The sequence below is a fragment of the Rhodoferax ferrireducens genome (assembly GCF_003347515.1).
Lineage (GTDB): Bacteria > Pseudomonadota > Gammaproteobacteria > Burkholderiales > Burkholderiaceae_C > Rhodoferax.
The window spans coordinates 333,800-353,955 of record NZ_QEII01000324.1 but is presented as its reverse complement, the minus strand read 5'-3'; the positions used below and the strand labels follow the sequence as shown (position 1 = coordinate 353,955).

Below are 20,156 nucleotides of genomic sequence, written 5' to 3'. Positions count from 1 at the left end.
GGATAAAAATTATGCTATATATTTTATAGCTACCTGCGCTCTACCCTAGAGGGCTAGAGGCACATTTGTCACTTAATATAATAAAGACATGAACGTCAATGAACTTCCGCCATTTTTCATCGCCAGCGTCGGCCCTGACGGACCGCAGTGTGACGCCTGGACTCACCAGCCCCTGCTGATTTCGCTGGAACAGGGTGGCCTCGACTGGCCGAGTTCCTGCCGCAACGGCACCTGCCGCACCTGCATCGGGCAACTGGTGCGCGGCGAAGTGCGGTACGAGATCGAATGGCCGGGCCTGAGTGCCGAGGAGAAAGCCGAGGGCTATGTGCTGCCCTGTGTGGCTTTTCCGTGCTCCGACCTGGTGCTGAAGTCTGATCAATGGTCGTAGCGCCTGTTATGAAGGCGAGCGCGAATCGGGACGCGGGATCTTCTTGAAGCGAATCTTGCGGTCGAGCTCGATCGCGTCCTTCTTGACCTGCCGCTGGGCATCGAGTTTTTGCCCGGCGGCCAGCCATTCGGCGAACTCCTCGGGCGTTTCCAGCGTGATGCGGCCCATTACCGCCGCCCGAAAATCATAAATCGCGATTTCACCGGCTTTTTGCGTGTTGACGCGCTGGCCGCCCAGCAAAGCGCCGCGCTTGCGGCCGATGGCTTCCAGCAGCTCTTCGTCGGTCATGGCGGCGATGCCCTCCAGCTTGAAGCGGGCCTCCACCAGAGGGGCGTAATGTGTTTTCAAGTAATCCAGCAGTTCCAGCGCCACCTCTTCTTCGTTGAACGCGTTGCGGCCGATGGCGCCGCTGGCCGCCAGGTTGTAGCCGCTTTTGGCCACGATGATGCGTGGCCACAGCACGCCCGGCGTGTCGTACAGGTAAAAATCGTCGGCCAGCGAAATGCGCTGCTCCAGCTTGGTGATGCCGGCCTCATCGCCGGTTTTGGTCGCGCGTTTGCCCGTCAAGGTGTTGATGAGCGTGGACTTGCCCACATTGGGAATGCCGCAAATCAGCACGCGCATGGGCTTGATATTGCCGCCGCGATGGGGCGCCAACTCGAAACAGGCTTTGGCCAGCGCCTTGGCGGGTGCGGTCACGCTGGCATCCAGCCCGATCGCCCGGGTGCCGGGCTGGGCGTTGTAGTGCGCCAGCCACTGCGCCGTACGGACGGGGTCGGCCAGGTCTTGCTTGTTCAGCACTTTGAGCGCCGGCTTGCCCGCGGTGAGTTCGGCCAGCATGGGGTTGGCGCTCGACCCGGGCAGACGCGCATCGAGCAGTTCAATCACCACATCAATGTTCTTGATCCGGTCGCCGATGGCTTTTTTGGTCAGATGCATGTGACCGGGGAACCACTGGATAGCCATGTCTTATTTGCTCCTTTTTTCGACAAAACGCGGGCCACCAGGGCCTGCTCGATGTCTGCGGGCGCAAACGCTGTCGATCAATTGGTGGACCGGCCTATTGTCCCCTGCCCCGCAGATGGCCAAACTGACAGCCTCCTTACCCCCTGAAACCAAACGGTTACACTTCGTAACATTGGCAAATGCGGCGAAAGCTGCTGACGCAAAGCTACAGACCCTATCCCCGCGTTGACTGGAAGGGTGGCTGGGTTGCACCGGGAATTGTTCAATTCACCTCCGGTTCTGTAGACTGCGCGCTGCCTTTTCGACTGGGCACATTGAGCGGGCGACAAAAACCAAACACCGGTAGAGCTTTGTCTGCGCTTATTTCGTCCGCATGGCGTTGGGTTGTGAGTTACAAAACCTGGAAAAAATACCTCGCAGAAGGTAGTCCGGACAAGCAGACTGGATTTATGGAAAACGTTCTCCATGAATTGCCGGGGGGCAATTTTGATCTCTTGCTAAACGAGGCGCGCATCAAGCTTCGCGGGGGCGATGCGCTCGCCTGCCGGGCTTTGGCCAAGTCGGTTGTGGGTGCGGCGCGGGACAACCAGGACCTTCACCTGGAAGCCCAGGCCTTGCTGTGTCTGGCCAATGGTGACCGGATGGCTTCGCGCTTCAGACGTGCCAATCAATCCAGCCAACGGTCGGCCTATCTATTTCAACTGGTCGGTGATGTGGCCGGCGAATCCGAGGCGCTCACCACCCTCTCGTATACCTATAGCGTTCTCGGACGAAGTGAAGAAGCGATTGAAACCGCTTTGTTAAGCCTGCACTTGAGCGAATTGCTGCCACCCGGCCCGATGCTGGCGCTGTCCTACAACTACCTCGGTATTGCCTATGCCAATGGCCGCAGCGCCGACAAGGCGGACGAAGCCTTTACCACCGCTATCGAGCTCCTGGAAAGCGCGGGACTTGCCTCCGAGGCCGTGTTGCCCTGGTTGAATCAATGCAATGCAGAGGCGGTCAGGCTCTTTTACGAGCGGTATTACACGGGGCAACTCCCCAGCCTGGATCGCTTGCGGGCACTCAGGGCGATCCATCCACCACCTGCAGGGGCGGGTAAGTCCACGGGTCTTTTGCAAGGCGCCTACGTGTTCAGCCAAGCCTTGTGGCTATTGTTGTCAGGCATTGAGAATTGCTGGCTGGGCCAGCTTGAAGCCGCCGAGACCGACGCGGAGATGTGCGCGGTCTGGGCAGCCAGGTACCCCAGGAACACGTCCCTCGCCATATTGGAGCTTTGGTTGCGCGCCGAAATTTTCTGGGCCAGGAAGGACTGGAAAAATGCAGAACAGAACATTCGCAGCATGATTGAAATGGCGACCGAAGCCGAGCACGAGCCCATGGTCGCGATCGGGTATTTGCTGGCGTCCCAGATACTCGCCGAACAGGGGTACGACATGCCCGCGCGCAACGAACTCGAAGCCCTGCGGATGCGCAAACAAGGCCTGCGCAATGATTTCCTCAAAAGCCGCTCAACGGTGGTCGCGTGGCAACTCAAGGTCCGCAAAAATCACGAGGACCTCCAGCGCATGGAAGCCACGTCGAAGACGCTGGAGCGACTGTCGTTCGAGGACCCCTTGACCGGTCTTGCCAACCGCCGGCGCTACACCGACATTGTTCCCGCCATGCTGAGCCAAGGCCAGGCGCGGGGGCGCCCGACCTTTGTGGCCTTGATAGACATCGATCAATTCAAGCAGGTGAACGACCGCTTCTCTCATCAAGTCGGAGATCAAGTCCTGCAATGCATTGCGCAGATTCTCAAATCACACCTGCGCGAAGGCGACATGCCGGCGCGCCTGGCCGGAGACGAATTCGTGCTGGCTTTCGCGCATGCCGATGCCTTGGGCGTGGAACAGGTCTGTGAACGCATCCGTGCTGCGGTGCAAAACCACGACTGGTTCATCATTCAGGAGGGGCTTCAGGTGAGCATCAGCATCGGTGTGGCCCAGGCGCAGCCAGGCGATAGTGTCGAAACCCTGACACACCGCGCTGATTTGGCCATGTATTCTGAAAAAAACGAGGTGGAGTGACGCACCGGCACTGGTGTCATTCAGGTCCGCTGCGGCGCCAGCGTCTTGGCGTACAGGGATGCCCCCGTGAGATCCTTTAGCGTGACCGTCATGGCTTTGGTCCTGGCATCGATGTCCACCTGACCAAAAAATTGCAGGCCGGCCGTGGGGGCCGTGTTCTGTTCCTGCGGGGCTTTCTGGTACATCACCTGCATGCCAAAAGTGGCATCGGTTTTGTTGGGACCGAAGCTGCCAGCATTCAGCGGACCGGACACAAACTCCCAGAACGGTGAAAAGTCGCTGAATTTGGCCTTGGCCGGGTCGAAATAATGCGCCGCCGTGTAGTGCACATCGGCCGTCAACCACACCACGTTCTTGATGCCGGCGCGCTTGATCTCGCGCAGCAGGCGGGCAATTTCGAGTTCGCGGCCCAGCGGCGCACCGTCGTCCCCATTGGCGCTGGCCTCCCAACGGTCGCGACCCTCGGCGTCTTTGCCGTCCGCCACATGCAGGCTGATGGGCATGTCGGCCGCAATGACTTTCCACACCGATTTGGAGCGCTTGAGGCCGTCGAGCAGCCAGGCAATTTGCGGGCGGCCCATAAAGGCGCTCGCTTCGGTCTCGGAGGTTTGCAGGTTGGCGCTGTTGGGGCCACGGTAGCTGCGCATATCGACTACAAACATGTCCAGCAGCGGACCTTGCGGCAGATGACGGTAAATGCGCTCGTTTTCAACGTCGGCCGTGCGGCGCAAGGGCGCATATTCCAGAAACGACTTGGTCGCGCGCGCCACCAGCAAGGGCACATTCTTTTCCGTATAGCGCTTGTCTACGCCCAGGTCCTTGCTGTCAGACCAGTTGTTGCACACCTCGTGGTCATCCCATTGCCAGATTTGCGGCACGTCAGCGGCCATGCGGCGCACATTGGCGTCCATCAGGTTGTAGCGGTAGCGGCCGCGGTACTCATTGAGTGTTTCGGCAACCTTGCTCACCTCCTCGGTCACTAGGTTGTTCCACATCGACCCGTCGGGCAGCTTGACTTGCGCCGAGATCGGACCGTCAGCATAGATGGCGTCGCCACTGTGCAAAAAGAAATCGGGGTTGACCAGGCGCATCTGCTCATAGATTTTCATGCCGCCCCAGGCTTCATTGATGCCCCAGCCCTGGCCGGCGGTGTCGCCGCTCCAGACAAAACGCAGGTCGCGCACGGCCCTGGAACCCGCCACAGCCGGCAGGCGCAGGTGGCCCGCCACAGCTTCTGACAACACACGCTCGTTGTGCAGGTCTTGCAATACCACGCGATAAAAAATCTCCTGCCCCGCAGGCAGGCCGGCCAGATCGACGCGTCCGGTGAAATCGGTGTCGTCCATCAAGTACGGGCCACGCACGCGGGTGGCATTGGCAAAACTGGCGGTGGTGGCCCACTCCAGCCACAGACGCGCGGGACGGTCGCTGCGTGTCCAGATAACAGCCCCCTGCGATGTGGGGTCGCCACTCTGAATGCCATGGGCCATCTGCGGCCGCATGGCGTCGCGCGTGATCACGGCGGGGGCGGTCTGCGCCCGGGCGAACCTGGGCGTCGCGATGGCGATACCGCCCAACACCGTGGTTGAATTCAAAAAACTGCGACGATCCATCGAGGCGCTCCAGTGGGTCAAGGATCGCCTCATTGTTGAGGTTCAACATGTCAGGTTCGTGACCCTCGCTATTGCGCTGCGGCGCCCAGCCGGCTCAACTTGTCCGTCCACTTCTGAACACCGGCATCGCCCAGCTTGTCCACCATGCCAATCAATGTCTCGTTGACGGGCGAGATACCGACAAAACCCAGGATGTTGCGCTCCAGGTTCTTGACACTGTGGGCACGAAAGTACCAGCGATACAGCAGAGCCGGCATGCCCATGGTGACCACCAGACGGGCCGAGCGGCCGGTGAGTCCTTTCCTGGCAAACGGGTTGTCCCCATCCGGTTTAAACGCAAAGCCCGGCCGGGCCACCTGTTCCAAAAAGCCTTTCAGCAAGGCCGGCATATCGCCCAGCCACAAGGGAAAAAACAGCACGATATGTTGGGCCCAGGCAATGTCCGTCTGGGCCTGCGTTAACGCCGAAGGCAGTACACCTTCCTGCCAGGCTTGCTGGCTGCGCAGCAACGGAAAATCGAGCTGCGCCACGGCGATGCGCCGGACCTCGTGTCCGGCCGCCTCGGCACCGTGCGCATACGCGTCTTCCAGCGCATGGCCCAAATGACGGGTCACAGCATCAGGGTGGCCCTGAATGAGAACAATACGTTGCGCAGCCATGCTTCACTCTCCTTGGATTGGTGAAGTACATACTGACACCCGGGGCGACCCATTTCTTTGACGCGGCTCAAGGACTCAAGCACGCCCGATCACTCATTGACCCGGCCGCGCAAAGCCTTGGTCTCAGAGCGCTGGCTTTTGGTTGCGCGCAGTCTCTGCTTGGAACCATAGCTGGGCTTGGTGGCGCGCCGAGTCTTGGGCGGCCGTGCCACGCTGTTCACCAGCTCATGCAAACGGACAAAAGCGTCCAGCTTGTTCATCTCCTGAGTACGGTGCTGCTGCGCCTTGATCACCAGCACCCCGGCCTTGGTGATGCGGCTGTCGTGCAGCGCCAGCAGCCGCTCCTTCACGTCGTCGGGCAGGGACGAGGCGGGAATGTCAAAGCGCAGGTGAATTGCGCTCGACACCTTGTTGACGTTTTGCCCGCCCGCGCCTTGTGCGCGGATGGCCGTGATCTCGACCTCATCCTCGTTGATTTCCAGCAGCGGCGGGGCAACAGGTTCAGCCATGACAAAGTCTCACAGGCTTGTGCCTCAGGCGGCAACCTGATTGGGTGTGCCTTCAAACTCCGGATCCGACACGTAGCGCGCCACAAAAGCCCCGACCGCGCTGGCCGGCAATGGCAGCCACACGATGTGGCCGCTGCCCGGCGCCACCGTCATGGGCAGCGCCTCCCCGTTTTCCATACTGGTGAGTTGCACATTGTGGTTGCCTTGGGGGTGGATGATTTCAAGCCAGTCGCCCACAGCGAACTTGTTTCTGACGTTGACCTCGGCCAAGCCGCGCACCGTATCAAACGACAGCACATCACCCACATACAGGCTGCGGCCCGACTCGGAATAGCCGCGCAAATAATTTTGCGTGGCCTCCGGCGTGTGGCGCTGAAAAAAGCCGGAGGTGTAGCCCCGGTTGGCCAGGCCTTCGAGCTGCCCCAGCAAGGCCGGGTCCAGTTCACGCCCTGCCACCGCGTCGTCAATCGCCTGGCGATAGGTCTGCGCCGTACGCGCCACGTAATACGGGCTCTTGGTACGGCCCTCGATCTTGAGCGAATCGACGCCGATTTCCACCAGGCGCTTGACGTGCTCGATGGCGCGCAAGTCCTTGGAATTCATGACATAGGTGCCGTGCTCGTCCTCTTCAATCGGCATGTAGCTGCCGGGGCGCTGGCTTTCCTCGATCACATAGACCTCGGCGCGTTCCTGCTCACGCTGGGCGGCCTCTTGCGGCGCAAGAATGTCGCCCGAGGCATCAACCACGCCGGGCAAAGTCTTGTAGTCCCAGCGGCAGGAATTGGTGCAACTGCCCTGATTCGCGTCGCGGTGGTTGAAGTAGCCCGACAGCAGGCAGCGCCCCGAATAGGCGATGCACAGCGCCCCGTGCACAAACACTTCCAGCTCGGTGTCCGGGCACTCCTGGCGAATCTGCGCCACCTGATCCAGCGAGAGTTCGCGCGACAGGATCACGCGGGCCACGCCGACACTCTTCCAGAATTTCACAGCCGCGGAATTGACGGTATTGGCCTGCACCGAGAGGTGGATTTCCATCTCAGGCCAGGTCTCGCGCACCATCATGATGAGGCCGGGGTCGGACATGATCATGGCGTCGGGCTTGAGGGCAATCACTGGCGCCATGTTCTGCACATAGCTCTTGATCTTGTTGTCGTGCGGGAAGATGTTGGACACCAGGTAAAACTTGTTGCCCAGGGCATGTGCCCGGTCCACGCCCTGTTTCAGCACCTCGATATTGCCAAAATCGTTGTTGCGCACGCGCAGCGAATAACGCGGCTGCCCGGCATATACCGCGGTGGCGCCAAAGGCCATGGCGGTCTCCAGCATGGTGAGTGAGCCGGCGGGTGCCAGCAGCTCGGGTGTTCGCAAGGTCATATCAAGCTCCAGTCTGCATGCCCGCCAGGCCGCCAACCGCCATGGCGTAGCCATTCACCCCAAAACCGCACATCACCGCCTTGGCCGCCGGCGAAATGTAGGAGTGGTGGCGGAACGCCTCGCGGGCGAACACATTGGAAATGTGCAGCTCAATCAGGGTGATGCCCGTGCCCTTGATGGCGTCAAACAGCGCGACCGAGGTGTGCGTGTAGGCCCCGGCATTCAGAATGACGCCGGCCAGCGTGCCGGCGGCGTGGACGCGGCCGGCCTCGTGCAGCCAGTCCACCAGCTGGCCCTCGTGGTTGCTTTGGCGAAAGTCGAGTGCGAAACCGTGGCTGGCACAGGCCTGCGCGCACAGTTTTTCGACATCGGCCAGGGTTTGCGAGCCATACACCGTGGGTTCGCGCGTACCCAGCAGATTGAGGTTGGGGCCATTCAGAATCAGGGCAGTTTTCATAAAGCAATTTCCAATAATCGATGGGGACATCGTTTGCCCCCTGTGGCACTGATTATCGGTGCTGCTTTGCCCGCACGACCTTGTGTCAGGTCACTTGCAAAGGCTTAGCCAGGCAAGGCCTGCGCGCGCAGGGCCGCCAACTGGTTGCGCGTCATGCGCGCCGCGTGTTGCACCAAGTCCGGGTTGAACCATTCCTCGGCAGCGGCTTTGGGCAGGCTGATCCGCACCGCCTCCAGGTTGGCCCGCATGCGCTGCGGGTTCACCTGCAGGTCGGCCAGGGCCAGCGCCATGGCACGGCTGCTGCCGTGGACCGACATCACCAATTGCGGCCATTCGGCCAGCTCGGCCTGCCAGGCACCCAGCGCCCGCTCCAACTCCTGGGGCATGGCCGCCAGCAAGGCTGCCACCCGCTGCGGCACGCGTTGCGCGGCCGCCAGCGCCACCATGGACGCGACCGGGTTGTGCTTGTGCGGCATGCCAGGCGGACCGCCGCGCCCGGCCTCGACCGGCTCGGCGACCTCCGCCAGTTCAAACTGACTCATCAGCACAATGTCTTTGGCCATCTTGCCCAGACTGCCTGTCAGCAATGCCAGTTCGCAGCCGAGTGCCACCCACTCGTCACGCTGGGTATGCCAGCTGACCACGGGCAGCCGCAGCGACAGGTCTTGCGCTATCATCTTCGCGATGTCAGGCCCCCTGCCCTGCATCTTTTCCAGCGTACCGACCGTCCCCCCCAGCTGCAATTGCAGCGCGTTGGTGGCAGCGCCTTCCATGCGCTGCAGGCTGCGCACCAGCGGCGCGGCCCAGCCGGCGCATTTCAGGCCAAAACTCGTCACACAGGCCGGTTGCATCAGGGTGCGCGCCAGCATCGGGGTATCGGCATGCTGCTCGGCCAGGCTGAGCAACGCCGTCACGATCTTGTTCACGTCAGCGCGGATCAGCGCCAGCGCGTCGCGGGTGACCAGCGCCATCGCGGTGTCAATCACGTCCTGGCTGGTGCTGCCATAGTTCACGAACCGCGCCGCATCCGGATTGAACAGGCTGACTGTTTCTTTCAGAATTTTGACCAGCGGGATCGCCACGCTGCCGGCCCGCGCGCTTTCACGCGCGATCTTGGCCACGTCAAACAGCTCCACCTTGCAGGTGCCGATGATGGACTGGGCGGACGCCTCCGGGATCAAACCAGTGGCCGCCTGGGCCCGCGCCAGCGCTGCTTCAAAACGCAGCATCGCGTCCAGGAAATTGCGTTCGCTGAAGACCTCGATCACTTCCGGGGTCGACAGGAATCCGTCAAACAAGCTGCTCATGAACGTCTCGTCCGCCTAGTGCGATTGCCGTGTTTTCAGACGGATCTGATTCGGCAGCGGCACCGAGCGCCGCAGCACATCCTCGCCCAGCCACAAGGCCGCACGCCGCGCCCGTTGCGCCACGGTGGCCAGGGGCATTTGCTGGTAGTCGTCGTTGAAGACTTCAAAACTGTAGTCGCCCCGATAGCCCAGCTGATGCAGTTTGAGCACTAGCGCCGCCAGCGCTTCGCTGTGCACGCCCTCGCCGGGAAAGACACGGAAAGTGCGCGCCGTGCTGATGCGTTCCTCCACAGTCTTGATCTCGTTCCACATGAAGTCGGCCAGTTGCACCAGGAAGATTTTGTCCGGGTCCAGCATCTCCACCTCGTCCAGCGGCGTCTTGCTCGCGAACATGTGGAAGGAGTCAAAGCCCAAGCCGAGATTCGGCATGTCGGCCTGCGAGATGATGTCCCAAGCCTGCGGAAACTCGTTGATGGTGCGGCCCCAGGACAAGGCCTCATAGGCAATTTTGATGTTCAGCGGAATGGCCAGCATGGCCAGCTTGCGCAGATCCCGCACCAGCGCCGGGGTGTCACCCGTCGCGTGAGTCGAGGTCGAGGAGCACGCCAGCATCACCCCGCAGCCCAAGGCGCTGCACATCTCCAGCATCGACTTCGCGATGTCGATCTTGTACTCGTGCAAATGCCCGGACAGGCCCTCAAAGTCGCGCAGCACCTGAAAACCGGTCACGCGCAGACCACTGTCTTTGACCTCCTGCACTGCGGCCTGCCACCCCTGCGGATGCCCCACCAGGTCGCGCGCCAGCAGCATGACCTGCGAGAAGCCGGCCTCGCGAATGGCGTCGAGTTTGCCCTGCAGCGGCCCGGCCAGCGAGATGGTGTCCATCCCGAAGTCGTGGATATTGCCTTCAAATTGACTCATGATGGTTTAGCTCCGTCGTCACCGCGCGCTTGTGCGCGTTCGTCATGCACCAGTTCAAACATCACGCTGCCCATGACGGTGCGCGTCAGGGCGCCGCGACTGTCCAGCTGCGGCCCTTTGGAGGCAACAAACTCGACGCCGCGCAAGCGCAGTTGTGCCACCGTCGCCGGCACATCGGGTGTGCCCAGGCCGATCCGCTGCAGGCACTCATCGTCCTCCACGTCCAGCACACCGGGCTCCGGCTCAATCAGCTGCAGGTAAAAACTTTGGTCGGGGCTGCGCAGAATCCGGCCTTTCGGCAGAATGCCAAAACGCTCATCCGGCGGCAAGGCCGAGAAGCCGAACAAGGCCGAATAGAACTCGGTCCAGTCCTCGGTGCGGTCGTTGCCGATGTACTGGACAATGCCAAAAAAGTGCAGACCCGCAATCGCCGGCGGATGTTGGTCGACGGTGGGGATGGGCGTGAAATCCACGTCGAAAATGGAAAATTCCTTGTGCCGGTCCACAAAATAGATGCGGCTGGTGCCGACACCATGAATGGCCGGAATATTCAGCTCCATCACCGCCACGCGGGCCGGCACCGCCCAGGCGCCGCGCTCCAGCGCGCGGCGGTAGGCCGCAGCGGCATCGCGCACACGCAGGGCCATCGCTGTGATCATGGGCTTCTCGCTCAACACCGTGTCGGGGGCGTGCGCGTTGATGATGATGTTGATGTCACCCTGGCGGTACAGCAAGACCTCGCGCGAACGGTGGCGCGCCACCGGCTTGAAGCCCATGGTCTCCAGCACCTGGCCCAGCGCCTGCGGTTTGGAGGTGGCGTATTCGATGAACTCCACGCCTTCGAGCCCCAGGGGATTGGGGCCTTCGGCAATTTCCTCGCGGTCTGCGCCGCGACTGCTGTCTGGATGACTTGCGTTCAACATGGTCTTGTCTCCCTGTTTGTTTGACATGCTTCAGGCCGGTGCAGCGGCCGCTGCCGGCGCCGCATGCGCGCCCCCGAGGAACAGCCGCTCGATATTCGGATCGGCCAGCAACTCGGCGGCCGGCTTCTGCAGCACCAGGCGGCCCGACTCCAGCGCGATCGCTTCATCCGAAATATGCAGCGCGCTCTTGACGTTCTGTTCCACCATCAGCACAGTCGTGCCCTGGTCGGCCAGCTTGCGCAGCAGCCGGAACACATCCTGCACCACCAGCGGGCTCAGGCCGATGGAGGGTTCGTCGATCAGCAGCACCTTGGGGCGCAGCAACAGGGCGCGGCCGATCTCCAGCTGCTTTTGTTCGCCGCCGGACAGGGCCGAGGCCATCGAGTTCATGCGCTCCTTGACGCGCGGGAAGAACTCCAGCACTTCCGGGATGCGCTCGTGCGTGGTCTTCATGCCCAAGGTGATGCCGCCCAGCTCCAGGTTCTGGTACACGGTGAGCTGCCCGAACAGGTTGCGCCCCTGCGGCACAAAGGCAATGCCCTGGGCCAGCAGCTCTTTCTGGCTGGCGCCGTTGACCAGTTGGCCATCGAGCAGGATCTTGCCCTGGCGCGGCTTGAGCAGGCCGAACAGGGTTTTCAGCACCGTCGATTTGCCGGCACCGTTGGGCCCGAGCAGCAAGGTGATGGTGCCGCGTTTGGCCTTGAACGACAGGTTGTTCAGGATCATGAAATCCTTGTACCCGGCCACCACGTCAATGAATTCAATGCAGGTATCTGCAGTTTTGGTTTGGTTCATGGCTTAACTTCCCAGGTAGGCGTCCAAGACTTGTTTGTTGGCGCGGATTTCCGCCGGTGTACCGATGGCCATCACCTGGCCCTCCACCATCACCATGATGCGGTGGCACAGGTCCATCACGAAGTCCATGTTGTGCTCGATCACCACGAAGGAGCTCTGTTTGCCGACCTTCGGGTTGCGATTCAACTCCTTGAGCAGCGTGCTGATGCCGCCGACCAGACTCGGATTGACACCGGCACAGGGCTCATCGAGCAGCACCAGATCGGGCTGACTCATGAAGGCCATGGCGATGTCGACCAGTTTTTGCTGACCGTAGGACAGTTCACCGGCTTTCTTGTCCGCGACATGGCGGATGCGGAACTGCTCGATCAGCGCATCGGCCTTGCCGCCCAGGCCGGAGTCGCCGGGTGCGAACATGCGGCTGAACATGGTGCCTTGGTGTTCTTGCGCGGCGACGATCAGGTTGTCGCGCACCGTCATCTTGCCAAACACCTGCAGCGTCTGGAAGGTGCGCCCGACGCCGCGGCGGTTCAGCTCCAGCGGTCCCAGCGAAGTCACGTCTTCGCCATTGAGTTCGATCTTGCCGGCGTCCGGGGCGATCTGACCGAGCATGGAGTTGAACAAGGTGGTCTTGCCGGAGCCATTCGGGCCGATCACGCCGAAGATTTCGCCCGGTTGCACCGAGAAGCTGACGCCGCCCACCGCCTGGATGGCGCCATAGGCTTTTTTCAGGCCGGTGACCTGCAGCAGTGGCTGACCAGCCGGCCGCTCGTGGTGATGTGGACGGCTCATGACCGGGCTCCCAGGTTGGCGGCGGCGGTGGATGCCGCATGTGCCGCGGTTTGGGCCGCAGCGGCGCGGCTGGCGGAGTCGAGTTTGGCCTGCTTGCGGGCCTTGAGCCGGTCCGGGATGCTGAGCAGCCCATCGGGCAGCCAGATCATCAAGAGCACGACGGCGGCACCAAAGACAAACAGGTACCAGGCCTGGGCAAAACGCAGCCATTCGGGCAGGATCACGCCGACCGCCGCGCCCAGCACGGGACCCAGGAAGTAGCCGGGACCACCGACCACCACCATCAGGTACATCATGATGGAAGCACCGACCGCAAACGGCGCCGGCTCAATGAACTGCACCAGCGACGCAAACAGCGCGCCGGCCACGCCGGCATAGGCCGCGCCGATGGCAAAGCTCAGCAAGGTGTAACTCTGGATGTCCACGCCCAGGCTCTCGGCCCGGATCGGGTTGTCGCGCAAGGCGGTAAAAGCCTTGCCCCAGGGACTGCGCAACAAGCCCCACAGCACGGCCGCCATCAGCACGGAGACGCCGAGCGTGAAGTAGTAATAGGCCAGGTTGCCGTCCAGCGACAGGCCCAGGAGGCTCGGGCGGGCAATGTTGTTGATGCCGAAAGTGCCACCGGTCAGCCACTCCTCGTTGCGCATCACCAGCCAGATCGCGGTGTTGAAACCCAGGGTGGCGAAGGCCAGGTAAATGGTCTGCACACGTAGCGCCGGAAAGCCCAGGATGATGCCCACGATGAAGCAGATGGCCGCCGCCGCCGGCAAGCCGAGCCAGAAGCTGAAGCCGGCTTTCATCAGGATCGCCACGGTGTAGGCGCCGATGCCGAAGAAAGCGGCATGGCCGAGCGACTTCTGCCCGGCATAGCCGACGGTCAGGTTCAGGCCCATGGTGGCGATGATGAAGACCAGCCAGTAGGTCAGCAGGTAGATGCCGTAATTCTTCATGAATTGCGGTGCAGCCAGCAGCAGGATGGCGCAGACCGCCATGGAAATGAGAGGGAGTTTTTTCATGATGATGTCCTCAACAGGTGAGCGTGCCGCTCAGACCTTGCGTTCCTCTTTTTTGCCCAGCAGCCCTTGCGGCTTGAACAGGATCACGACCATGAAGATCACCAGCGCCACCGCGTCCTTGTAGGCCGGCGAGATGTAGGCGGCGGCCAGGTTCTCGCACACGCCCACGATCAGGCCGCCCAGCAGCGCACCGCGCGAGTTGTTGAAGCCGCCGATGATGGCGGCGAAAAAGGCCTTGGTGCCGAGCGACTCGCCCATGTCGAACTTGGCCAGGTAGGTCGGCGTCACCAGCAAGGCGGCGGCGACCGCCAGCACGGCATTGATGGCAAAGGCGTAGAAGATCATGCGCGGCACGTTGATGCCCAGCACCGAGGCGCTCTCGGTGTTTTGCGCCACTGCCTGCATGGCGCGGCCGGTCACGGTCTTGGTGATGAAGGCCTGCGTCGCCAGCACCAGTGCCAGCGCCACGACAAAGGTGCCGATGTCGGACAAGGTGATGGTGACGCCGGCGATGGTGTAGAGCTTGTCGGCGAACAGGCTGGGGAACGGGTGCGCTTCGGCGCTGTAGCCGGCACGCACGCCGTTGCGCATGGCGATCGACAGGCCGATGGTGGCGACCACGATCGGCATCATGCCGTACTTGAACAGCGGGTCGACAATGCCGCGCTTGAAGACCCAGCCCAGCACGACCACGGCCAGCACCACCGAGAAAACAAAGCTTACCGCCAGCGGCGCGCCGAGCGACAAAAAGCCCAGCATCATGAAGGCCGGCAGCATGACGAACTCGCCCTGCGCGAAGTTGATCGTGCCGCTGGCCTGCCACAAGAGCGTGAAGCCCAACGCCGCCAGTCCGTAGATGGCGCCGGTGGCCAGGCCGCTGAAGAACAGTTGAAGAAAATCGGTCATGAGAACCCCTGCGTGCGCCCGAGCCTGTCGAGGGGCGCACTGATGTCAAAACAAAGGGCGAACCGACAAGCTCAGCCCGACCGAAGAACGCTTACTTTTTGCCCAGGGCCGGCAAGGTTTCCACCACCACCTGATGTCCGTTCTTGACTTCCACCATGAAGCTCTCGCGGTCCATGTCGCCCTTGTCGTCGAACGCCACGTCCAGCAGCAAGCCGGGGTTCTGCTTGACGCTGAAACTGGCATTCTTCAGCGCGGCGGCCACTGCCTTGCGGTCCAGCTTGCCGGCCTTCTCGATGGCAGCCTTCAGGATGTAGACGCCGGTGTAGCCCTTGATGCCGTTGTGGTCGGACAGGTATTTGTACTCTTGCTGGAACTTGGTGCTGAAGCTCTTGAACTGCGGTGCATCAACTGTCAAGCCGACGTGCGCCACGGCGCCGTTGGCGGCGTCACCGGCCAGTTCGATCACTTTTTGGCCCGTCAGCGTGGTCTCGCCGATGATGGGCTTGGTCCAACCCTGCTTGCGCAACTCGCGCAAGGCGCGGGCGGACTCTTCTTCATTGGTGTAGACGAACAAGGCATCCGCATTACTTTGCTTGGCCTTGAGCACGGCCGCCGAGAAGTCGACCTGACCCGCATCGGTCGAGATGTCCGCCACGATTTTGGTCGGGCTGCCTTCGAGCAGCTTGGTGATGGCGTCGCGGCCGCCCTTGCCAAAGTCGTTGTTCACATAAATCACCGCCAGCGTCTTGGCCTTGCCCGTGATGTAGCGCGCCACCTTGGGAAAGCTGGTGGACTGGCCGAAGCTGGTGCGAAACACATAGGGGTTGCCCTGGGCCGTGATGGACGCCGCTTCGCCGCCGGTGAAGTTGGGGACCTCGGCCTTGCGGCTCTCGGCCATGCTGACCATGATGGAGCCGGAGAACACCGGGCCAAAGATGGCGAACACCTCGTCGTCCACCGCTTTTTGCGTCAGGCCCTTGGCCACGCCCGGGTTGGTCTGGGTGTCGGATGTGGCGGTCTGGATCTTCTTGCCCAGCACGCCACCGGCCGCATTGATCTCCTTGACCGCCAGTTCCACGCCATTCTTGAAGTTGGTGCCGGCCGAGGCGCCGCCACCGGAGAGCTCCACGATATTGGCGATTTTGATGACATCTTGGCCAAAAGAGGCTGCAGCCCCCGTCAATATTGCGCAAGTAGCTATTAATTTAAGAGCAAATCGTTTTTGCATGAGAGTGTCTCCTCGGGTGGTTAAAGTTTGTGGGAAGCAAGGGGTACGTTGACAAAAGGGGGACTGAGCGGCACGGGACGGTGAATTTCGCCTTGCAGGACTTCCGGATAGATTTGCGCGCGCAGAGAGGAGGCATCGGAGCGCACGCTGTGGGCGGCCTCGGCAAAGCCAAAAAAGTCCAGGTACAAATGGGTCTGCTGGATCAGCATCTCAAAACCGGGCTGGGCATTGAGGCCACGCGCACGGGCCGCGCGCACCACGGGCGTGGGCTGATTTTTCATCACGATGTCGATCAGTGCCGCGTGCGGTTCGAGGCGGGTCACGTCGCACGGCAGCGGGTCGCTCAAGTTCAGGCCCAGCGGCGACGCATTCACCACCAGGTCAAATCCGGCCGGGTCGTTGGTGCCTGCGGCGTGGACGAACGTGCTGCTGGCGGCCGCCATACGGGTCGCCACTGCGGCCGCTTTACCGGGCGCGGGGTCAAAAAACGCCACTTCGGCGGCCGCACCCGCACCACGGGTGAGCGCCAGTGAAGCACCGATTGCCGCAGCAGCGCCGCCTGCCCCCAGGATCAGCACGCGCTGGTTCGCATAGGCGATGTTGAAGTAATCCAGCGCGGCCACAAAACCTTCCCCATCAAACAAGCCGCCCTCCAGCGTGCCGTCGGCCCGGCGCCGGATGGCGTTGACCGCCCCGGCCATGCGCCCTAACGCACTGCAGTGGTCCAGCGCGGCCATCACCGGCGTCTTGTGCGGAATGGTCAGCCACAGGCCTTTGATGTTGGGGGCCAAAAATGCGGTCTTGACGAAGGCCAGGAGGTGCTCCGGCCTCACCTGAACCGGCACCAGGATGGCATCAATGCCCATGCTGGCAAAGAGCGGATTGAAGGTCTGGGGCGCCAGTACCTGCGCCACCGGGTCGCCCAGAATCAGATAAACATCCGTGCTGCCCGTCACGAACGGCGCCATGGCCGCGGTGATGGGGAAGTTTGATCGGTGATCGCTCATAATTTGCATTTCGAGGCGAACTTTAGCGATGCCCAACATTTTTTGAAAGAAAAATTCCGGGCTAAAGATCGATAATCGCACATAACTGATCGACTATCGATTGTTTTGAGGGTTTCCACCAAGCTGGACGACGTCTGATCAACCCAAAATGACACCATGGCAAGCACCACTTCAGCCACCATTTCTTCCGCCCCCCCCGCCACAGTGCTGGACAAGCGCGACTGGATTGCCGGTCTGGAAAAAGGCCTGTCCATTATCGAAGCGTTTGACGATGCCAACCCGCGCATGACCGCCAGCCAGGCCGGCGAGCGTTGCGGCATGACGCGTACCGCCGCGCGCCGCTACCTGCTGACGCTGCAGCACCTGGGTTATGTCGCCACCGATGGCAAGCTCTTTTGGCTCACGCCGCGCGTGCTGCGGCTGGGGCAGTCGTATCTGGAATCGGCGCGGCTGCCGCGCATCGTGCAGCCGTTTTTGCAGCGCGTCACGGCGGGCACGCAGGAGATTGCCTATGTGAGCGTGATGGACGGCGACGACATCGTCTACATCGCCCGCAACGGCCCCAACCGCACGATGAACACCGGCTACGTGCTCGGCGCGCGCGTGCAGGCACAGGTCACGGCGTCCGGGATGCTGCTGCTGGCGCTGAGCGACCCGGCCTGGGTCAACCAGTGGCTGGCCACGCAGGCGCTCAAGGCCTATACCTCTTACACCATCGCCAGCAAGGAGCGCCTGCGCATTGAGCTGGAGCGCATCCGCGCGCAGGGCTGGGCCCTGTCAGAGCAGCAACTGGAGCTGGGCATGCGCGGCATCGCCGTGCCGCTGATCGACCGCCGCGGCGACCTGGTCGGCGCCCTCAATGTCACCATGCCCATGGGGCACGAAAGCAGCGAAGACGCCGTGGCCCGCGTGCTGCCGGTGCTGCAGGAGACGGCGCGGGCCATGCGCAATTTGATCTGAGGCGGCGGCCTCCTAAATGCTATTAATTTAATAGCATCTAGCGCTTATATACAGAGGCCGCTGAGGGATAGAGACATATTTAACATGCGTAACAGCGTTGATCAGTTAGCCTCTGGCCAAGCCCGCATCGCCACTTTTACAACACGACGCAGTTCCTCCCTGGTTGCGCCACCAGCGGCTTGTACGGCTGCGCCCTGTCCCACCATGGTTAGGTAGCGCGCCAAATCGGCGACATCGACGCTGGAGGCAAGCTCGCCTTCGGCCTGAGCCCGAGCCAGTCGGTCACGCACCATGGCTTGTATCGCTGCCCGGCGCGCCTTCAGTTCGTCCCTGATAGTGGCGCTGGCGGCGCTTCCCACCAAGCCACCGTGAACAGCCAGGCAGCCGTGCGGTAGCCCAGGTTGTGTTTGACTGTCCACAAGCGCCAGGAGCATTCGCTCCACACCGGTGCGGGCGTTGGGTTCATCCAGCAGTTTCCCAGTGAATTCCCCCTGGCGTTGCCAGTAGCGCTCGAGCGCGGAACGGAATAATTCTTCCTTGCTGCCGAAAGCGGCATACAAGCTGGGCTTGTTGAGGCCGGTGGCAGTCGTCAAGGTTGCCATTGACGTGCCCTCATAACCGTGTTGCCAGAACACATTGACGACCTTGTCAAGCATCGCCTCTGCATTGAATCCTCGTGGACGTCCCATCGCCATTTCGTTAACTCCTCTTGTTGATGCCTATTTTCATACCTTTCGGTAGGTAAATGTCTTGACAGACTGGTTCGGCACAAATACATTACATATTTACCAATCAGTACATAAATAGTGGGTATGACTTTGATGAACAAACAACGCGTGGTCGTGACCGGCATGGGCTTGGTGACGCCGCTGGGCTGTGGTGTCGAAACGGTGTGGCAACGCCTGCTAAGTGGTGCCAGCGGGCTGCGGCGCTTGTCCGATGAGTTCTGTCTCGGATTGGACGCGCAGGTGGGTGCCACGGTTCCGTCAGTGCAAGACGATGCCGAGGCAGGGCTGGACATCGACCGTGTCGTGTCGGGCAAGGACCAGAAGAAAATGGATCGTTTCATCGTTCTCGCACTCGCCGCTGCCGATCAGGCATTGCAGCAAGCCGGTTGGCAACCACAGTCACCGCACGCTCAGGAGCGAACAGCCACCATCATTGCTTCTGGTATTGGTGGATTCCCGGCCATTGCCGAGGCGGTACGCACGACCGACCTGCGTGGTCCGCGTCGACTGTCGCCCTTCACAGTGCCGTCTTTTTTGATTAACCTCGCCGCTGGCCATGTCTCCCTGCGGTATGGATTCAAGGGACCAATTGGCGCACCAGTGACGGCCTGTGCCGCCAGTGTGCAAGCGCTGGGCGATGGCGCGCGCCTGATTCGCAGCGGCGAGGCAGACGTAGTGGTTTGTGGTGGCACCGAGGCGGCCATCAACCTTGTTACGCAAGCCGGTTTCGCTGCCGCCCGTGCGCTCTCCACGGGATATAACGATTGCCCGACACAGGCTTCTCGGCCCTTTGATCGCCATCGCGACGGCTTCATCGTGGGCGAGGGGGCCGGCGTGCTGGTGATCGAATCCCTGGACCACGCGTTGGCACGAGGGGCTGTGCCATTGGCTGAAATGGTCGGCTACGGCACCAGCGCCGACGCTTACCACATCACCTCCGGCCCAGAGGATGGCAACGGGGCCGCCAGGGCGATGCAGATCGCATTACGGCAGGCAGGCATCGGCCCGGCTCAGGTGCAACACGTGAACGCACACGCCACCTCCACACAGGTCGGTGACGCAGCCGAGTTGGCAGCATTGCGCACGGTGTTTGGCATGCCGCAAGAAGGTGCTGATTCCCTGATCAAAGGCCCGGCCATCAGTTCGACCAAATCGGCGACCGGGCACTTGTTGGGAGCAGCCGGTGCCGTTGAGGCGATCTTCACGGTGATGGCCTTGCGACACCAGGTAGCCCCACCCACTTTGAACTTGCACGAACCCGACCCGCTTAGCAAGGGGATGGACTTGGTACAACTTTACTCACGCCCGGTTGAAATGGAATATGCCCTGTCGAACGGATTCGGATTTGGAGGCGTGAACGCCTGCGTCGTGTTCAGGCGCTGGGCGGACTGAGGTGTGCGAACAATGCGTCTTGGTGTGTACGATGCCTGCCTGGCCGCCAGTGCTTTGCTGTAGGGGCGGCGTGCCGCTCTATGCGGCTTTTTCCATATGCTTCTGTTGCTATTAAATAAATAGCTGTTTGCGCAGCATTGACGGGA

The 20,156-nt window shown here is 61.6% G+C and carries 20 protein-coding genes and 1 riboswitch; of the genes, 4 read left to right on the top strand and 16 right to left on the bottom strand.

All coding sequences use genetic code 11. The annotated features are described in order from the left end of the window. Nucleotides 1-88 precede the first annotated feature (88 nt). Nucleotides 89-388: a 2Fe-2S iron-sulfur cluster-binding protein gene (locus C5P05_RS32200; RefSeq protein WP_114973940.1), complete on the top strand. Its 300-nt coding sequence runs from the start codon at nucleotides 89-91 to the stop codon at nucleotides 386-388. A 6-nt stretch (nucleotides 389-394) separates the two neighbouring features. Here C5P05_RS32200 and ylqF read toward each other — a convergent pair whose 3' ends face one another. Beyond that, nucleotides 395-1,354 carry a ribosome biogenesis GTPase YlqF gene (ylqF, locus tag C5P05_RS32195; RefSeq protein WP_114973939.1) on the bottom strand — a complete coding sequence of 320 codons (960 nt, stop codon included), beginning with the start codon at nucleotides 1,352-1,354 and terminating at the stop codon, nucleotides 395-397. 164 nt (nucleotides 1,355-1,518) lie between these two features. After that, a riboswitch (cyclic di-GMP riboswitch) is annotated at nucleotides 1,519-1,608 on the top strand. A 195-nt stretch (nucleotides 1,609-1,803) separates the two neighbouring features. Between ylqF and C5P05_RS32190 the strand changes: the two genes are divergently transcribed. Continuing rightward, a complete protein-coding gene (locus C5P05_RS32190) occupies nucleotides 1,804-3,423 on the top strand; it encodes a sensor domain-containing diguanylate cyclase (RefSeq protein ID WP_114973938.1) in 1,620 nt (539 codons plus the stop codon). A 20-nt stretch (nucleotides 3,424-3,443) separates the two neighbouring features. Here the strand turns inward: C5P05_RS32190 and C5P05_RS32185 are convergent, their stop codons facing one another. From C5P05_RS32185 to C5P05_RS32120, 14 genes are all read right to left on the bottom strand, one after another. Beyond that, nucleotides 3,444-5,036, bottom strand: a complete 1,593-nt coding sequence (locus C5P05_RS32185) for an alkaline phosphatase D family protein (protein WP_114973937.1) — start codon at nucleotides 5,034-5,036, stop codon at nucleotides 3,444-3,446. A gap of 68 nt (nucleotides 5,037-5,104) precedes the next feature. Next, the gene (locus tag C5P05_RS32180) at nucleotides 5,105-5,695 is read right to left on the bottom strand and encodes an NAD(P)H-dependent oxidoreductase (protein WP_114973936.1); all 591 of its coding nucleotides are present in this window, start codon (nucleotides 5,693-5,695) and stop codon (nucleotides 5,105-5,107) included. 89 nt (nucleotides 5,696-5,784) lie between these two features. Next, nucleotides 5,785-6,204 (bottom strand): alternative ribosome rescue aminoacyl-tRNA hydrolase ArfB, encoded by a 420-nt coding sequence (gene arfB / locus C5P05_RS32175; RefSeq protein ID WP_114973935.1) that lies wholly within the window; start codon nucleotides 6,202-6,204, stop codon nucleotides 5,785-5,787. Between the two features lie 24 nt (nucleotides 6,205-6,228). Next, the gene (yegQ, locus tag C5P05_RS32170) at nucleotides 6,229-7,578 is read right to left on the bottom strand and encodes a tRNA 5-hydroxyuridine modification protein YegQ (protein WP_114973934.1); all 1,350 of its coding nucleotides are present in this window, start codon (nucleotides 7,576-7,578) and stop codon (nucleotides 6,229-6,231) included. 1 nt (nucleotide 7,579) lies between these two features. Beyond that, the gene (gene aroQ / locus C5P05_RS32165; protein ID WP_114973933.1) at nucleotides 7,580-8,035 is read right to left on the bottom strand and encodes a type II 3-dehydroquinate dehydratase; all 456 of its coding nucleotides are present in this window, start codon (nucleotides 8,033-8,035) and stop codon (nucleotides 7,580-7,582) included. 104 nt (nucleotides 8,036-8,139) lie between these two features. After that, nucleotides 8,140-9,342, bottom strand: coding sequence for a 3-carboxy-cis,cis-muconate cycloisomerase (pcaB, locus tag C5P05_RS32160; protein ID WP_114973932.1), 1,203 nt, complete (start codon nucleotides 9,340-9,342; stop codon nucleotides 8,140-8,142). A gap of 15 nt (nucleotides 9,343-9,357) precedes the next feature. After that, nucleotides 9,358-10,263: a sugar phosphate isomerase/epimerase family protein gene (locus C5P05_RS32155; protein WP_114973931.1), complete on the bottom strand. Its 906-nt coding sequence runs from the start codon at nucleotides 10,261-10,263 to the stop codon at nucleotides 9,358-9,360. Next, the gene (locus C5P05_RS32150) at nucleotides 10,260-11,186 is read right to left on the bottom strand and encodes a 4-hydroxyphenylpyruvate dioxygenase (protein WP_114974193.1); all 927 of its coding nucleotides are present in this window, start codon (nucleotides 11,184-11,186) and stop codon (nucleotides 10,260-10,262) included. The genes C5P05_RS32155 and C5P05_RS32150 overlap by 4 nt, the downstream gene beginning before the upstream one ends. A 30-nt stretch (nucleotides 11,187-11,216) precedes the next feature. Next, on the bottom strand, nucleotides 11,217-11,981 hold the full coding sequence (locus tag C5P05_RS32145; RefSeq protein ID WP_114973930.1) for an ABC transporter ATP-binding protein: 765 nt from the start codon (nucleotides 11,979-11,981) through the stop codon (nucleotides 11,217-11,219). A 3-nt stretch (nucleotides 11,982-11,984) separates the two neighbouring features. After that, nucleotides 11,985-12,773, bottom strand: coding sequence for an ABC transporter ATP-binding protein (locus C5P05_RS32140; protein WP_114973929.1), 789 nt, complete (start codon nucleotides 12,771-12,773; stop codon nucleotides 11,985-11,987). Next, entirely contained in the window at nucleotides 12,770-13,789 is a 1,020-nt protein-coding gene (locus tag C5P05_RS32135) for a branched-chain amino acid ABC transporter permease (RefSeq protein ID WP_114973928.1), read from the bottom strand. Before C5P05_RS32135 ends, C5P05_RS32140 begins: the two co-directional genes overlap by 4 nt. A gap of 30 nt (nucleotides 13,790-13,819) precedes the next feature. Continuing rightward, nucleotides 13,820-14,695, bottom strand: a complete 876-nt coding sequence (locus C5P05_RS32130; RefSeq protein ID WP_114973927.1) for a branched-chain amino acid ABC transporter permease — start codon at nucleotides 14,693-14,695, stop codon at nucleotides 13,820-13,822. A gap of 91 nt (nucleotides 14,696-14,786) precedes the next feature. Further along, nucleotides 14,787-15,923, bottom strand: a complete 1,137-nt coding sequence (locus tag C5P05_RS32125) for an ABC transporter substrate-binding protein (RefSeq protein WP_114973926.1) — start codon at nucleotides 15,921-15,923, stop codon at nucleotides 14,787-14,789. Between the two features lie 20 nt (nucleotides 15,924-15,943). Further along, complete coding sequence (locus tag C5P05_RS32120; protein ID WP_114974192.1) at nucleotides 15,944-16,891, bottom strand: shikimate dehydrogenase family protein; 948 nt, start codon at nucleotides 16,889-16,891, stop codon at nucleotides 15,944-15,946. A gap of 195 nt (nucleotides 16,892-17,086) precedes the next feature. On the opposite strand from C5P05_RS32120, the gene C5P05_RS32115 reads away from it, so the two are divergent. Continuing rightward, complete coding sequence (locus tag C5P05_RS32115; protein ID WP_114973925.1) at nucleotides 17,087-17,890, top strand: IclR family transcriptional regulator domain-containing protein; 804 nt, start codon at nucleotides 17,087-17,089, stop codon at nucleotides 17,888-17,890. Nucleotides 17,891-17,991: 101 nt separating this feature from the next. Here the strand turns inward: C5P05_RS32115 and C5P05_RS32110 are convergent, their stop codons facing one another. Then, nucleotides 17,992-18,585 carry a TetR/AcrR family transcriptional regulator gene (locus C5P05_RS32110; protein ID WP_114973924.1) on the bottom strand — a complete coding sequence of 198 codons (594 nt, stop codon included), beginning with the start codon at nucleotides 18,583-18,585 and terminating at the stop codon, nucleotides 17,992-17,994. Nucleotides 18,586-18,711: 126 nt separating this feature from the next. Here C5P05_RS32110 and fabF point away from each other — a divergent pair, with 126 nt between their 5' ends. Next, nucleotides 18,712-20,010, top strand: a complete 1,299-nt coding sequence (gene fabF, locus C5P05_RS32105; RefSeq protein ID WP_114974191.1) for a beta-ketoacyl-ACP synthase II — start codon at nucleotides 18,712-18,714, stop codon at nucleotides 20,008-20,010. The last annotated feature ends 146 nt before the right edge of the window (nucleotides 20,011-20,156 follow it).

Coding starts and splice junctions, on each gene's coding strand:
- C5P05_RS32155 (WP_114973931.1), bottom strand. CDS start 10,263: ATGAGTCAATTTGAAGGCAATATCCACGACTTCGGGATGGACACCATC.
- arfB (WP_114973935.1), bottom strand. CDS start 6,204: ATGGCTGAACCTGTTGCCCCGCCGCTGCTGGAAATCAACGAGGATGAG.
- C5P05_RS32180 (WP_114973936.1), bottom strand. CDS start 5,695: ATGGCTGCGCAACGTATTGTTCTCATTCAGGGCCACCCTGATGCTGTG.
- C5P05_RS32110 (WP_114973924.1), bottom strand. CDS start 18,585: ATGGCGATGGGACGTCCACGAGGATTCAATGCAGAGGCGATGCTTGAC.
- C5P05_RS32125 (WP_114973926.1), bottom strand. CDS start 15,923: ATGCAAAAACGATTTGCTCTTAAATTAATAGCTACTTGCGCAATATTG.
- C5P05_RS32145 (WP_114973930.1), bottom strand. CDS start 11,981: ATGAACCAAACCAAAACTGCAGATACCTGCATTGAATTCATTGACGTG.
- C5P05_RS32200 (WP_114973940.1), top strand. CDS start 89: ATGAACGTCAATGAACTTCCGCCATTTTTCATCGCCAGCGTCGGCCCT.
- C5P05_RS32140 (WP_114973929.1), bottom strand. CDS start 12,773: ATGAGCCGTCCACATCACCACGAGCGGCCGGCTGGTCAGCCACTGCTG.
- aroQ (WP_114973933.1), bottom strand. CDS start 8,035: ATGAAAACTGCCCTGATTCTGAATGGCCCCAACCTCAATCTGCTGGGT.
- ylqF (WP_114973939.1), bottom strand. CDS start 1,354: ATGGCTATCCAGTGGTTCCCCGGTCACATGCATCTGACCAAAAAAGCC.
- C5P05_RS32185 (WP_114973937.1), bottom strand. CDS start 5,036: ATGGATCGTCGCAGTTTTTTGAATTCAACCACGGTGTTGGGCGGTATC.
- C5P05_RS32130 (WP_114973927.1), bottom strand. CDS start 14,695: ATGACCGATTTTCTTCAACTGTTCTTCAGCGGCCTGGCCACCGGCGCC.
- C5P05_RS32120 (WP_114974192.1), bottom strand. CDS start 16,891: ATGGCGCCGTTCGTGACGGGCAGCACGGATGTTTATCTGATTCTGGGC.
- fabF (WP_114974191.1), top strand. CDS start 18,712: ATGAACAAACAACGCGTGGTCGTGACCGGCATGGGCTTGGTGACGCCG.
- C5P05_RS32190 (WP_114973938.1), top strand. CDS start 1,804: ATGGAAAACGTTCTCCATGAATTGCCGGGGGGCAATTTTGATCTCTTG.
- C5P05_RS32150 (WP_114974193.1), bottom strand. CDS start 11,186: ATGTTGAACGCAAGTCATCCAGACAGCAGTCGCGGCGCAGACCGCGAG.
- C5P05_RS32135 (WP_114973928.1), bottom strand. CDS start 13,789: ATGAAAAAACTCCCTCTCATTTCCATGGCGGTCTGCGCCATCCTGCTG.
- yegQ (WP_114973934.1), bottom strand. CDS start 7,578: ATGACCTTGCGAACACCCGAGCTGCTGGCACCCGCCGGCTCACTCACC.
- C5P05_RS32115 (WP_114973925.1), top strand. CDS start 17,087: ATGGCAAGCACCACTTCAGCCACCATTTCTTCCGCCCCCCCCGCCACA.
- pcaB (WP_114973932.1), bottom strand. CDS start 9,342: ATGAGCAGCTTGTTTGACGGATTCCTGTCGACCCCGGAAGTGATCGAG.